The organism is Shewanella sp. 1311, assembly GCF_059338235.1.
This window is the reverse complement of sequence record NZ_CM181686.1, coordinates 3,327,373-3,342,007: the sequence shown is the minus strand read 5'-3', so window position 1 is coordinate 3,342,007 and position 14,635 is coordinate 3,327,373. Positions and strand designations below refer to the sequence as shown.

Annotated in this window: 9 protein-coding genes; 6 read left to right on the top strand and 3 right to left on the bottom strand. The window is 48.9% G+C overall.

Annotation, left to right across the window (positions count from 1 at the left end):
- The first annotated feature begins 173 nt into the window (after positions 1-173).
- The 5 genes from cutA (at position 174) to AC5YB3_RS14940 (ending at position 6,824) form a co-directional block, all read left to right on the top strand.
- Positions 174-497, top strand: coding sequence for a divalent-cation tolerance protein CutA (gene cutA, locus AC5YB3_RS14960; RefSeq protein WP_011847865.1), 324 nt, complete (start codon positions 174-176; stop codon positions 495-497).
- Positions 494-2,350 carry a protein-disulfide reductase DsbD gene (locus AC5YB3_RS14955; RefSeq protein ID WP_494525629.1) on the top strand — a complete coding sequence of 619 codons (1,857 nt, stop codon included), beginning with the start codon at positions 494-496 and terminating at the stop codon, positions 2,348-2,350. The genes cutA and AC5YB3_RS14955 overlap by 4 nt, the downstream gene beginning before the upstream one ends.
- A gap of 182 nt (positions 2,351-2,532) precedes the next feature.
- Complete coding sequence (locus AC5YB3_RS14950) at positions 2,533-4,188, top strand: cation:proton antiporter domain-containing protein (RefSeq protein WP_494525628.1); 1,656 nt, start codon at positions 2,533-2,535, stop codon at positions 4,186-4,188.
- Positions 4,189-4,483: 295 nt separating this feature from the next.
- A complete protein-coding gene (galK, locus tag AC5YB3_RS14945) occupies positions 4,484-5,629 on the top strand; it encodes a galactokinase (RefSeq protein WP_006086123.1) in 1,146 nt (381 codons plus the stop codon).
- A 160-nt stretch (positions 5,630-5,789) separates the two neighbouring features.
- Positions 5,790-6,824, top strand: a complete 1,035-nt coding sequence (locus tag AC5YB3_RS14940; RefSeq protein ID WP_311999048.1) for an aldose epimerase family protein — start codon at positions 5,790-5,792, stop codon at positions 6,822-6,824.
- Between the two features lie 169 nt (positions 6,825-6,993).
- Here the strand turns inward: AC5YB3_RS14940 and AC5YB3_RS14935 are convergent, their stop codons facing one another.
- Entirely contained in the window at positions 6,994-7,398 is a 405-nt protein-coding gene (locus AC5YB3_RS14935) for a hypothetical protein (RefSeq protein ID WP_006083132.1), read from the bottom strand.
- A 498-nt stretch (positions 7,399-7,896) separates the two neighbouring features.
- Entirely contained in the window at positions 7,897-8,898 is a 1,002-nt protein-coding gene (locus AC5YB3_RS14930) for an NAD(P)H-quinone oxidoreductase (protein WP_012088198.1), read from the bottom strand.
- A 475-nt stretch (positions 8,899-9,373) separates the two neighbouring features.
- Between AC5YB3_RS14930 and AC5YB3_RS14925 the strand changes: the two genes are divergently transcribed.
- On the top strand, positions 9,374-12,499 hold the full coding sequence (locus AC5YB3_RS14925) for a M9 family metallopeptidase (protein WP_494525627.1): 3,126 nt from the start codon (positions 9,374-9,376) through the stop codon (positions 12,497-12,499).
- 166 nt (positions 12,500-12,665) lie between these two features.
- Here AC5YB3_RS14925 and AC5YB3_RS14920 read toward each other — a convergent pair whose 3' ends face one another.
- Positions 12,666-14,483, bottom strand: a complete 1,818-nt coding sequence (locus AC5YB3_RS14920) for an SEL1-like repeat protein (RefSeq protein WP_494525626.1) — start codon at positions 14,481-14,483, stop codon at positions 12,666-12,668.
- Positions 14,484-14,635 lie beyond the last annotated feature (152 nt).

Sequence of the window (14,635 nt, the reverse complement as noted above, 5' to 3'; positions counted from 1 at the left end):
TGCGACAGACTAAGGGGCTAATAACCTCTGATTGAGCAACGGATTTAACAACTGATATTTAGCTCACCCTTTTGTTAACGCGCTAATGTATGAGACCATTAAAACACGTAAAGTAGCCTAACTCAGTTGGCTTAAGCGAACTTTAAGATTCTTAAGAGACGATACCTAATACCATGCAGCATCAGTATTTAATGGTTAGCACTACCTGCCCCGATGAAGTACAAGCCAATACCTTGGCTCGGGCTTTAGTTGAGTCGCGTATTGCCGCTTGTGTTCATATCTCCGCCCCGATACGTTCAATTTATGCTTGGGAAGGGAAAATCTGCGAAGAACAAGAATTTAGCTTACAGATTAAATGTTTACAAAATCGATATTCAGAGTTAGAACAACTTGTGCTTAGACTTCACCCTTATCAAGTACCAGAAATTATTGCCGTGCCTGTGACTCACGGGCTACCAGCCTACTTAGATTGGATAAAAGACAACACTCAGCCATGAAAAAACTACTCAGCCTTATTTTCACGTCTTTATTGCTCCTCACGCCCTTAGCGCACAGTGAAGGGGTTTTCGGTAACAAATTCGACTTCATGAAGAGTGAACCGGAATTGATGCCTGTCGATCAAGCATTTGCCTTCGATTTCAAGCAAGAAGGTAATCAGGTCAAACTCAATTGGGTGATTGCCGACGGTTACTACATGTACCGCGACAAGCTCAAATTCAGTGTCAATGGCGCCGAACTAGGCACAGTGGCGCTGCCCAAGGGCAAGCCCCATGAAGATGAGTATTTTGGCGAGCAAGAAGTCTATTACACCTATGTGGATATTCCCGTTGCGCTGAAACAGGCCGATGAAAATGCCACGCTTACCGTCACTTTTATGGGCTGCGCCGAAGGCAAGTTGTGTTATCCACCGACCAAACGTGACGTCGTGCTAAAAGCGATTGCCGCCAACGATGGCTTGATCGCAGGTGCCGAAGCGAGCGAATCGACCGCCGCAGAACCAGCAAGCACTGAGTCAGCCAGCAATGAGCCGAACACGGCCGATAAAGCCAATACCCAACCTATTACTCAGCAAGATACTCTGAGCCAAATGCTGTCAAACGACAGCCTGATTTGGACCTTAGTGATCTTCTTTGGTCTAGGTGTCGGTCTGGCATTAACGCCCTGCGTGTTCCCTATGTACCCGATTTTGTCAGGCATTATTGTCGGCCAAGGGCAAAAGCTTTCAACCGCCAAAGCCTTCACCTTGTCCATGGCTTACGTCCAAGGTATGGCAATCACTTACTCTATCTTAGGGTTAGTGGTCGCATCGGCGGGACTGAAATACCAAGCGGCATTGCAACATCCAGCCGTGTTAGTGGTATTGGCGATTCTATTCTTTGTGCTCAGCTTATCTATGTTTGGCCTGTACGATTTAAAACTGCCATCGAGCTGGCAGGAGAAGATGAACTCAGTATCGAACAACCAAAAAGGCGGCAACTTAGTTGGCGTATTCTTGATGGGCGTGATTTCTGGCCTTGTCGCATCACCTTGCACTACCGCGCCGCTATCGGGTGCGCTCGTTTATGTGGCGCAAACCGGCGACTTACTCCAAGGCTTCCTAGCCCTGTATGTGCTGAGTATGGGCATGGGTTTACCGCTACTGATTATCGGCACCTCAGGCGGTAAATTATTACCTAGAGCGGGCGCTTGGATGGACATCATCAAGACCGTCTTCGGCTTCCTGTTGATCGCTGTGTCTATCGTAATGCTCGGTCGTATTTGGACGGGCGTGGTATCCGATGTGCTTTGGTCACTGTGGGGCGTGAGCTTCACCGGCTACTTGATGCATCAGAACAAACTCAGTCCCTTCAACTGGAAACAAACTGTCCGTTCAGTGCTATTAACGCTGACGCTACTGGCAAGTTTCTCCTACGGATTCCAAGCTGTGATGGGCCACTTTGGTTTTAATCACAATCCCGTAGGCACCGCGGCGACGACCGAAGAAGCCCATGGCTTTAAACGGATTAAATCCATTGAAGATCTTGAGCAAGAAATCGCCGCCGCTGCTGCCCAAGGTAAGCCTGTGATGCTGGATCTCTACGCCGATTGGTGTGTTGCCTGTAAAGAGTTTGAAGCCATCACCTTTAAGGATGCTGACGTGTTAGCCCGCATGAATAAAATCGTGCTGCTGCAAGCCGATGTGACTAAGAGTGACAAGGTCGATGTGGCCTTACTCGAAAAATACAATGTGCTCGGTTTGCCTACGTTGTTGATGTTTAACGAACAAGGTGAGCAAAGGGAAGATTTACGTGTGACTGGTTTTATGGGCCCTAAAGATTTTGCCGCCCATTTAGATCATCTGGTGAAATAGTCACGATTTAGACTTAGACCACTAAAGCGATTTAACTCGCGCCGGTTTTAACCAGCAAGTGTATTTGCCGCAACACCAATAGAAAGCGGACTTTTTTCATTAAAAGTCCGCTTTTTTGTTCCAGTGTCATAGATTTCTTATACAATCACTCATAATTTTGGACTTTTTTAGATTGGAGCATCATGGAACCCGGTATCCTCATTATCACACTCATCTGCGGCATGCTCGTCAGCCGTATAGGACTGCCACCGCTCATCGGCTACTTAGTGGCGGGCTTTGTACTATTCGTCCTCGGGATAGATAAAGAAAGCCTGCCATTGCTGCAAGAACTCGCCAGCCTAGGTGTGACTTTGCTGCTGTTTGCTATTGGTTTGAAACTCGATATTCGCAGCCTGTTCAAGGCCGAAGTGTGGGCGGGTTCGAGTGTCCACTTAATTCTCTCCATTGTCGTTTTTGTACCGATTCTGAAACTCTTTGGCTTACTGGGTTTAAGCCAACTCACGAGTCTTAACCTTGAGCAACTGACGTTAATCGCCTTCGCGTTAAGCTTCTCCAGTACCGTATTTGCGGTCAAAGTGTTAGAAGATAAGGGCGACGTCCAATCCCTCTACGGCCGGGTCGCCATTGGTATCTTGATTATGCAGGATATCTTCGCCGTACTGTTTTTAACAATTTCTAAGGGCGATGTACCTTCGGTATGGGCCTTCGCATTACTCTTACTGCCACTGGCTAAGCCGCTTATTTATAAAGCCTTCGACCGTGTCGGTCACGGTGAACTGTTAGTCCTGTTTGGTCTAGTGATGGCACTTGTGGTTGGCGCTTGGTTATTTGAATCTGTTGGCCTGAAACCCGATCTCGGCGCACTGATCATAGGTATCTTGTTGGCGGGCCACAAAAAGTCCTCAGAGCTGGCAAAATCCCTGTTCTATTTTAAAGAACTCTTCCTCGTGGCCTTCTTCTTAACGATTGGTCTCAACGGTTTACCTACGGTATCGGATATCGTTCTCGCAGCACTGTTAGTGCTGCTAGTACCACTTAAAATCCTGCTGTTTGTTTACATTCTTACCCGCTTTAAGCTGCGTTCACGTACCTCTATGTTGGGCTCGTTCAACCTAGGTAACTTCAGTGAATTCGGTTTAATTGTCGCTGCCGTCGCCACCTATAAAGGTTGGTTGCCTCCCGAGTGGCTAGTGATCATCGCCGTGGCATTAAGCTTTAGCTTTTTACTCGCCGCGCCGCTTAACGCTACCGTCGGTAACATATATCAACGATTCCAGCAGCGTTTAATCAAGCTTGAAAAACGCCCATTGCACCCAGAAGACAGACCGATCGCCATTGGCAACCCACGCTTCTTAATCTTAGGTATGGGCCGCATTGGTAGCGGCGCCTACGATGAACTCAGGGAACAATTTGACGGCGAAATTCTCGGCATTGAGCACAAGCAAGACTTAGTCGATTTACACAAAGCCAAGGGCCGCAACGTAGTGCAAGGTGACGCCGCGGATACCGACTTTTGGGAGAAACTCGACAGAGCGCCTAACCTTGAGTTAGTGCTGCTGGCCATGCCGCACCACGCGGGAAATATGTTTGCGGTTGAGCAACTCAAAAAACTGAATTATCAAGGCAAGATCAGTGCGATTGTGCAGTACAGTGACGATGCCGCGGCACTTCGCGAATCGGGCGTACACAGTGTTTACAACCTGTACGAAGCTGCGGGTGCCGGTTTTGTGGATCATGTGATTTACGAGCTGTTGCAAGACTCAGAGAAAAACGCCGCGCAAGCGGAAGAAATAGCGCAAGTGGCTGATCCTAAAATTAATGCCGAGTCCAATAGTTAAGTGCCTGCTAATGCTGCATTGAATTAAAATCACGCCATAATAGGCCGCACAAACGAGCAGTAACTTCCTCTGCAAGTTTGTGCGGCCTCCAACTAACTACTGACTAATCTTTACAAATCAATCGACTAGATAACGCACTGAATACGTTATTTTGACTTCCTATCACAGTATCGATTTTCTCATTGTCGCCCATCGCCATTTCAGCAAAAAATCTCAGTTACATCACCGACTCAGTCGTGATATAAATCGATGACGGTAACGAAATTAGCTCAGCTTTTTTGGAATTTTTTACAGCATGTCAAACCCTGCGCAGCGCGCCACAAAGTTATTTGTCCAAACCTTTGGCACTAAAGCCGACGATTTATATCAAGCCCCTGGGCGCGTCAATCTGATCGGTGAATACACGGATTACAACGACGGTTTTGTACTCCCGGCAGCCATTAATTTTCATACAGTGATTGCGGTAAAACGCCGTGACGACACTAAGTTTCGTGCCGTTGCCGATGCCTTTCCCGGACAAATTAAAGAGTGGACCTTCGGTCAAGAAAACGACATGGACCCGCAAGATGGCTGGGTGAATTACCTCAAAGGTTTTACTGCGGCTATGGCGCAAACGGGCTTATTAGCCAAGGGCTTAGACTTAGCCATTGTGGGCGATGTACCACTTGCGGCGGGGTTATCCTCATCGGGCGCCCTCGTTGTCGCCTTCGGCACTGCCATCAGTGATACCAGCCAATTGCATTTATCACCAATGGCGGTAGCGCAACTGGCCCAACGTGGTGAACACAGATATGTCGAATCGGCCTGTGGCATCATGGATCAAATGTGCAGCGCTATGGGTGAGCAAGACCACGCGCTGCTGATTGACTGCTTAGATCTGGACAGCGAAGCCATTCCTATCCCAGAAAACTTAAGCCTTATCATCATAGATGCCCATATTGAGAAGCAACGTTTAGCCGCCACCAATCAACAACGTCGCAACGAATGCGCCCAAGCGGCAGAATACTTTGGCTTAGATGCGCTGCGTCACCTCGATTTACGTCGATTAGAAAGCGCAAAAGCCGATTTAGATGAAGTGTTATATCGCAGAGCGAAACACGTCGTCACAGAAAACCAAAGAACCCAGAGTGCAGCCCGCGCGTTAGAGCAAAATAACATTCAAAAATTCAGCCGCTTAATGGCGGAATCCCATGCTTCACTGCGGGATGATTTTGAAGTGACACTGCCCGAATTTGATACCTTAGTTGAAATTGTCAGCCAAGTGATTGGCGAGCGTGGCGGTATCCGCATGACTGACGGCTGCGTGGTGGCTTTAGTTGACCATGAACTGACCGATGCTGTCGTTGCTGCCGTTGAACATGAGTTTTTCGACAAAACCGCAATCGATGCCACTGTCTATTTATGTTCCGCCAGCGCTGGCGCGGGCCGCATAGATAATTAGCCAGAACACGCTTAAAACAAAGAAAACCAATACAGTGACAAGGCCGTCGATAACATACGAATTCATCGCTGAACTTTATGGTGTTGATGGCAAATAATAGGGTTAACATACTAATTTAACACAATAAGCAGTGAGCATATTCAACACAGAGGGAAGCTAAATGGTACGTTTCAGTGTTTTGGATCCTTGGACCGATCCCCGCGGCGGCGAAATCGAACGGGTTCGGATCGACAATGGCATACTCGCATTAGAAGTCATCAGCTTAGGCGGAATTATCCGCGCTCTGTGGACCCCAGATAAACACGGCGAACGTGCCAATATCGTCCTTGGTTGCGACAACGCCGAAGACTACCTGACGCAATCGGCTCACTTAGGCGCCATTGCTGGCCGCTTTGCGAATCGTATCGCTAACGGCAAAATGCACTATCAAGGTCAAGATTATCAACTTGATGTCAACCAAGCGACTAACTGTTTGCACGGCGGCCGTGAAGGATTTAATCGTAAAAACTGGCACTTAGGCCAACTGCCCGATGGTGTGCGCTTGACCTTAATGAGTCCAGACGGCGACATGGGTTTCCCCGGTAATTGCACGGTTCAACTGGATTACCGCCTCGCAGGCAATAATCTCTATGTGGAGATCTTAGCCTCGGTGGATAAAGCCTGTCCCGTGAGCTTAACCCAGCACAGTTATTTCAACCTCGATGGTTCAGAGACCAATCACGAGCATTTGATGCAAATCGATGCCAAGCGTTATCTCACCATGAATGATGTCAGTGTTCCCACCGGGATTGCCGAGACTGCAGGATCGATTTTCGACTTGAGTCAGCCGATACGCTTAGGCGACAAACTGCATGCCGCAGAATTGGCGAGCACGCGCGGTTATGATCATTGTTATATGATGAATGACCCCGACGGTTCACTCGCCCGCTTTGGCTGTTTAAGCAGTCCAGTGAGTGGCCGCGCTATGACGGTTTATACCAATCAACCGAGCGTGCAGCTCTACTGCGCTAACTTTTTAGATGGCACCGTGGGTCGCAATCAACAGGTATTAAATCAACATCATGGCGTGTGTTTAGAACCGCAGATGCTGCCAGACTCACCGAATCAAGGCGAGCGCTTTGGTGATGATGTTTGGTTAGTGCCAGGCAAGGTTTATCACCACATCAGCCGATATCAGTTCGATGCCGATGCGTAACATTAGCTATAAATTAGCGGTATATTAACGGGTAAATCGAGTCGCGATAAAATAGCGATGAATTGAGGTTAACGCGCGGTTTCGCGGAAGGAAATAAAGCGATAAGGAATAAAATAAGCACTATTTTATTCCTTACACTCACAGTGTTAGCCCTTAAGCCGACACTGTGTTAATCATCAAAATCATCGACCCAATCATCGTCAAAATCGACGCCTACGGCATCGGATTCCACTTCTGGTTCAACTTCAGGTTTCGCCTTACGAACAGGCGCAGTTTCCTTCACGTTGTTTAGGTCAATACGAGCTTGATGCTTACTCATGAATTGAGCTCTAGCCGCCTTCCATGCACCACTAAACTTAGCCTCAGCAGCTTTTAACGCAGCCTCATCTAAGTCGTATAGGTTCACTTTGACGATATCTTCCACATACTCAATGATCGCATCGCGATCGGAATTGTATAGGTAGATACGTCCTGGGGAGGCATCGGGCAGCTGGTTGTCATGGACGACAATCGCGTTGCCTTTCGATGTTCTCAGCTCACCATACCAAACCTGTTTCTTTGCTGTGTTATACATATATGCTAATACCCTTAAATCAACACATACACTATGAGTTTTTTAGCCTGAATAAGCGAAGCATCGCTTGCTTTGATCCACGAATAGCGCCTGAAAGTCTCTGACGTTTTCAACTGGGTATTTTTACAGAATATTTCCGATAATCAATGCCTCATACCATGAAATTTTCACTAATTACGTATTAATTTCTGCCAAAGTACCCAAAAAGTTTAATCATTAACGACTTTAGTCTAAAAAATCGACGCGGCAAGTTTTATTCCCAATAAAAAGCAATCATATCGACTATGTTCGATGGGCATAAATTTTACGATTCGAAGTTGCTGTTCGAGGTTACTGCAAGGTTAAGCATCAGGTTTAACCATGACGATTTAACGACAGTAGCGCAAACGACTATTTACCCCTACGTTACTCAGCCACGCTTTTGTCAGAACGCTCTCAGACTTGCCTCAAATGGCCGTGACCTAAACGATGCATCGCAGCCAAACCAACGTGCCGAGCCTAAATGACCGTCAGTACCACCTTGCCCCTGTGCTCACCCGACTCCATCAGCGCATGGGCTTTCGCGGCTTCGCCTAATGGGAAGGTCGCAAAAATATTGGGCACAATTTTATGGGCGTTTAACAGCGGCCAGACTTTCTCAAATAATTCGGCGGCAATGGCGGCTTTAGCCTCCACGCTTTGCGGCCTTAAAGTCGACCCTGTCCACATAATACGTTTTGCCATCAGACGGAAAATCTCGACCTCGGCCTTAGGGCCACGCTGCATCGCCACCGACACCATACGGCCGTCCATCGCTAAGGCTTGTAAATCAAGATTAATAAAATCGCCACCCGCGATATCAAAGACCACGTTCACGCCCTTATCTTGGGTGAGCGCCATGACGGGCTCAACAAAGTTGTGGGTGCGATAGTTGATGACTTCAGCGGCGCCAAGGCTCAAGCAATAATCGCGCTTCTCATCTTGCCCCGTCGTGGCAATGACTTTTGAGCCTAAGGCGCTGGCAAGTTGAATGGCCGTACTGCCGATACCGCCCGAGCCGCCGTGGATCAGCACAGTCTCGCCCGCTTTCAGTCCCGCACGCATAAACAGGTTGCCCCATACGGTGAAGAAGGTTTCTGGCAGCGCGGCGGCCTGCACATAACTAAAGCCCGTTGGAATAGGCAAACAATGGGCAGCATAGGTGAGCGCATACTCGCCATAACCACCGCCCGGAACTAAGGCGCAAACCTTGTCGCCGATTTGCCATTGGCTTACGCCGTCACCTAGGGCACAAATATCCCCCGCGACTTCAAGACCAATAATCGGTGATGCACCCGGTGGTGGCGGATAAGCGCCCACCCTTTGTTTGACATCGGGGCCATTTACTCCTGCTGCATGCACGCGGATCAACACTTGGCCAGCCGCTGGCACAGGCAAAGGCGAGCGCGATAGCTGCATCACCTCGGGCGCACCGGGTTGCTCAACATGGATATGGGTGTATTCGCTTGGTAAAGCTGACATAAAAGCTCCTTTGGGAATGGCATCAACCTCATCGCAGATGGCTTAGCATCTCAGGGTTCGAGTGCTAACTGCGGAAAAGTGCATCTAACCTTAATGCGGCTAAGCTAGCGCGAATTCAAGCCAAATAGCCACTCTTATTCCACAAGGTATTCAATCAGGTATTTCATAAGGCATTCAATTAGGCCTTTCTAAGCTGTGGAGTCCAACAGACTCAGCTTCTGGCGCGAGTCCTTTGAGTAATAAGCTGAACCTAAGCTGAACAGAAAAGATGTATCAAACAAATTTACAGGTAAATACTAGATATATTAAAAACTTACAGCCATCATTTGAACGCATTATTTGCCAGCTGCGATGTTTGTCGCGCTATTGTTATCACGCAAATAATCCAATGAGGTTTGATGCAAGCTTAGGTTCCACGCATCAAATAACGCCCAAGGAAGATCTGCTTTGCAGACTAGATAACTACGGATACACAATGAAAAACACACTGCTCTTCGCAGCTATTAGCTTAGCTTTTGCGACTCCCGCTCTCGCCCATGACACTCATACGAGTCACCCATTAGGCAGCAACACACCCAGCAATCCACAAGCGCAACCCGCACCACGACCACCCTCGGCGCCCATTAGCCAAATAGAATCCCATAGACCGCTACTGCGGGAGACGCCATTGATGGCATCCCCGAATGAGCCAACTATGACAGAACAGACAATGACAGAACCGCCTAAGATGCATTCACGCAAGAAGCGAGAAGTATCTGAGCAACCGCCACTTAAGTTACAGAGTCGCAGCGCCGCACTGCAGAGCAATGACTGCAGTGACTTTGTCGGTAAATCGGGCCAAGCCCTAGTGGATCAATTGAGCCAATCGACACCCGAGTGCGTCGGTAAGCTCTATAGCCTCAAAGGCAGTGCTGCGACCGCGCTATTTAGCGAGGCCAATGTGATCAGTGTCGCCAACGCCATTGCCACTAAAGCCAAGGACTACACTGGGGTCGATGTTCAGCATCTTGAATCGCATATTTACTTTGTCCGCGCCGCCCTCTATGTGCAGTTTTACAGCCCAAATGATGTACCCGCTTACAGCAGCGCCGCTAAGGCCAGCTTAAAATCGGCCCTCAACGCTTTATTTGCGAACGCTGCGATTTGGACTGTCTCCGATGACAATGCTGGCGTGTTGAAAGAAGCCTTAATCCTGATTGACTCTGCCGAGCTCGGCGCCGATTTTAATCATGTCACCATAAAAGTGCTAACGGACTACGACGCTAACTGGCAAGCCAGTTTCGCCATGAACGCCGCAGCAAACTCAGTGTTTACCACCTTATTCCGCGCCCAGTGGAATGATGAGATGCAGGCGCTGTTCGCTCGTGACCAAGGCATTTTAGATGCGCTAAATAACTTCCAGCTCGAACACCGCGACTTGTTAGGCACCAATGCAGAGTATCTGTTAGTCAACTCAGTCAAAGAGTTATCTAGGCTGTATTACATTGATGCCATGCGCCCGCGAGTGACTCAGCTAGTTAAAAACATCCTCAGCAGCACCAGTAAAACCGAACCGAGCAAAGTGCTTTGGTACGCGGCGGCTGAAATGGCCGACTATTACGATCGCAGCCATTGTAACGATTACAATATCTGTGGCTTTAAGGCGCAGCTAGAGGCCGATACCCTACCGTTCAACTGGAAATGCTCCGATAGCCTCAAGATCCGCGCCCAAGATCTCTATCAAGATCAAGCCAAGTGGGCCTGTGATGTGCTGACCAGCCAAGAAAGCTATTTCCACAGCAAACTTGAAACGGGCATGCAACCTGTAGGGCAAGATAACAACGATGATTTAGAGCTAGTGATATTTGGCAGCTCGTCTGAGTATAAATCCTTAGCCAACAGTATCTTTGGCATCAATACCGACAACGGCGGCATGTACCTTGAAGGCTCGCCCGCCGGACTCAAAAATCAGGCGCGTTTTATCGCCTATGAAGCCGAATGGCGCACGCCGGATTTCCATGTCTGGAACCTGCAACACGAATATGTGCACTACCTCGACGGGCGCTATAACCTGTTTGGTGACTTTAGCCGCGGCACTTCGGCCAATACTATTTGGTGGATTGAAGGTCTAGCGGAATACATTTCTTACCGTGACGCCAATACCGCGGCGATTGCCATGGGCGAAACCGGTGAATTTATGTTGTCGACCATATTTAAAAACAACTATGAATCGGGCCAAGACCGTATCTACCGTTGGGGTTATCTGGCGGTGCGCTTTATGTTTGAGCATCACAGGGACGATGTAAGACAGATTTTGGCCTACCTACGTAACGACCAATACGCGGAATATCAAACCTTTATGGATGGTATCGGTACACGTTACGACAACGAGTGGCAAGGTTGGCTCGCCAGCGGCTTGAGCACGGCTGACGATGGCATTGTCGATAAAGGCCCAAGTGATGTCGATGCTGAGCCCAGTGGCCGTGAAGGTAACTGGGCTGGTCCTGCGGGCACTATCAGTAAGGATTACTCTCCTTGCCAAGTAACGAACGAAGCCTACCGTTACACTGAATCGGCTAGCCTGAAAATCGATGTGCCGATGGAATGTATCGACTCTAAACTCGGTCGCGCCAGTTTCAGTTTCACTAATACCGATCGCTCGGCCCAAGATCTGTGGATCAAGATTGGCGGCGGTTGGGGTGATGCCGACATTTATTTCAATTCTAAAGGTTGGGCAAGCCCAGAACAAAACCAAGGCGCGGGGATCGGCAACGGTAACTATCAAGTCATTAAAGTGCAGTTAAACCCTGACGAATATTGGCATTACATTACCTTGTCGGGAGATTTTGGCGGCGTTGATATGCAAGTCAGCACCACTGAGCTGTTCGCTGATGTTGATCCCGATCTGGGAGATGGCGGCGTGGATCCTGAGCCACCAGCAAATTGCGGTGCAGTGACCTTAGATTACGGCCAGCTCACACTGGGCAAAAACGAGTGTATCAGTGGTGGACGCAACAGCTTCTACTTCTGGGTTGAGGAAGATAATACTCAGTTCACCGTCACCACTAAGGGCGGTTCTGGGGATGCCAATCTTTACTTCAATGCCAGTCAGTGGGCCGACGCCGAAAATGCCGATGCCAAGAGCACTCAAGCAGGTAATCAAGAGTCGCTAAGTTTTAGTGCCAATCGCGGCTGGCGTTATATCACAGTTGATACTGCCACTGAGTTTAGCGGCGTAACACTCACCCTCAATACAGGCGCGAGCAACACGCCTTCGCCAGCTCTCATCGCCAATGCTTGCGCGACGCAATCACCCTTGAGTCATGGTGAGCTGAGTTCAGGCAAAGCCATCTGCACCACCGATGGTCGCAGCGATTACTATCTTTGGGTGCCAGAAGGTACGAGTCAGTTAAGCATCAACTCAGCCCACGGCAGTGGTGATGTGAGCCTGTTTTCGGGGACGACTTGGGCCAATGCTCAACACTTCGATGCAGCGTCTGTCACGCCTGCTAACACTCAAGAAAGTATCACAGTCGATGCACCAAGCCTGGGTTGGTATTACATCACAGTGCAGAGTGAACCCCAGAGTTCGGGTGTCGCACTGCAGGTTGATTTACGCTAGTTGGCTGTCGTTGCTTAAGCCAGAACGTTTAAATCTGCTTATTTAACTCTAGCCACTTAACACTAGAGGCTTAAATCAAGCAGCTGAATAAATAGCAAAATCCCTGCCATGGCAGGGATTTTTATTGGCTAAATACTAACGAATACTCTTTTATATAAACATGAGGTTATAAGCGCAGCTGTTCGAGCACTTGCACTCTGTCCTTGGCCCTTGCTTCATAGTCATTTGAAAATCGCTCTGCAATTTCAATGCTCTGCTGATAAAGCGTTAACGCTGTTTTCGCATCGACCGCGCCGCCCTCGCCTTTATCTAATAAGGTTGCGAGCTGGAAGTATGCATTGCCTAAAATATCCGCCTGCAAACCTTGCTCAGCACCCAGCGTCGTTACTCTTGCTAACCAGTAGCGCGCATTAACCGCATCACGATGGGTTTCCGATAACAAGATATTGGCAAGTTCGGCTGCGGCATAAAGACCCCGCTCGGCGGCTATCTGCCAAAACTCCTCACCCGCAGCAAAATTATCCGCCAAATAGTAGTAATCGCTGGCCGTCGCATGGGCCAGTTCAGGCTTAGCCTTCACGCTCAGACGATAATTTTCCAGCGCGGCATTAGCATTAAAATACGGCGAATAAGGTAACAGTTGATAGAAAGCCATAAGGCTGCTTGCCTCTGGCAATCCTTGGTCAACTAATTGATTTAACTGCTGCCACGCTTGCGTTTCTCTGACCTTATCTTCACCCGTATTAACGAGGCCACGCTCGATGGCAGATAAAGGCAAATGGATTAACTCAAGCTTTGCCTCTTTATCACCAAAGCTCGCGGCGCGCCCGAGCCAATAGGTTTTTTCATCAATTCGCCCCGCGTAACCGGCTTGATCTAGCATCCAGTGCAAGGCCTCAATATCGCCCGCCTCTGCGGCTTCACGGTAATACTCTTGTGCCTTAGCCTCGTCCTTAGGTAAGGCGTGGCCCAACTCATAAATACGCGCCAATAAGCGCTTATCTTCGGCCTTGGCACTTTGAGCTAAGGTCTTGATTTGTGATTCAGGTTTGCCATAGGCATACAGTTTTACTTCACTGTTGGCATAAGCATATTGAGTGCCGTCGGGATACTTCACTTCAACCGTATCGGGCTGATACCAAACATCGACCTCGTAATGCTCGGCAATCTGTGGATTAAAGTTCACCCGCATTACCGCCTCCTCACCGCGCCGAACCGCTTGAGTATATGGGCTGGCCCACAGGCTAGAAGTGCGCTGCAGGCTACTCTTCAGCCGTGCCTCGAAGGGCTTGTCTTCCTCTGGATAATGAATAAAAACCGGATAGTAAACTGGCGCTAACGATAACGGCGTGGTCGCCAGCAGTGAGTTATCCGCCTCGCTGCCTGCATGAATAGGATCGATATTAAGCTCATGACTTAGATAAAAATCATCGTGGGATGACACTTGAGTCGGCAACACCGTTTGGCTGGCAAGCTGAGCCGCAGAAGCCGAGGTGCCCTGCAACTTGGCGAGGTAATCCCATTGCAGCGTTTTAGCTCTCTGCCACAGCGGGTGGTTCGGCAGTATCGTCACATCGAGCATTAAATCCTCGAGATGCCACTGACAATCACCGCCACCATTTAAGGCTAAGGGCAGCGAAAACTCACTCGCTTTGCTACCACTGCTAATCACTTGCCGTAGCACTGAGGTTTCTTCGAGTGTGGCGCGGTAGGGATTAGCAAGATCGCCACTGGGAAAACGGATTTCCTTGCGGGTACAAATCGATGAGGCGTAATAACCGACGAGTTCTAATTGCGTATTAGCGGGCAACACACCGACAAACTCGAAACGCTGGCTGTCCGCCGGCGCCGTCACTTGATCGACTGGCAACTCACGGCGAAACAAGGACTCCCAAAAAGAGGCCATGACCGGAGAGGCAAACATCAGCCCAGCCGAACAAGCCAAATACAGGGGCGCCCTATGAAAGCACTGTAACAAACTCATAATGCCAGCTCTCCATCGCTGATGAGGCAAATCCACTCGCACTAAAACACTCGCTTAAATACAAAAGATCATTAAGTTATCAAAAAAATAAGCCAACGCGCTTAGCTATTGGCTTAAATCATAACGTATTTGCGGGCAAGTTGAACCCATGC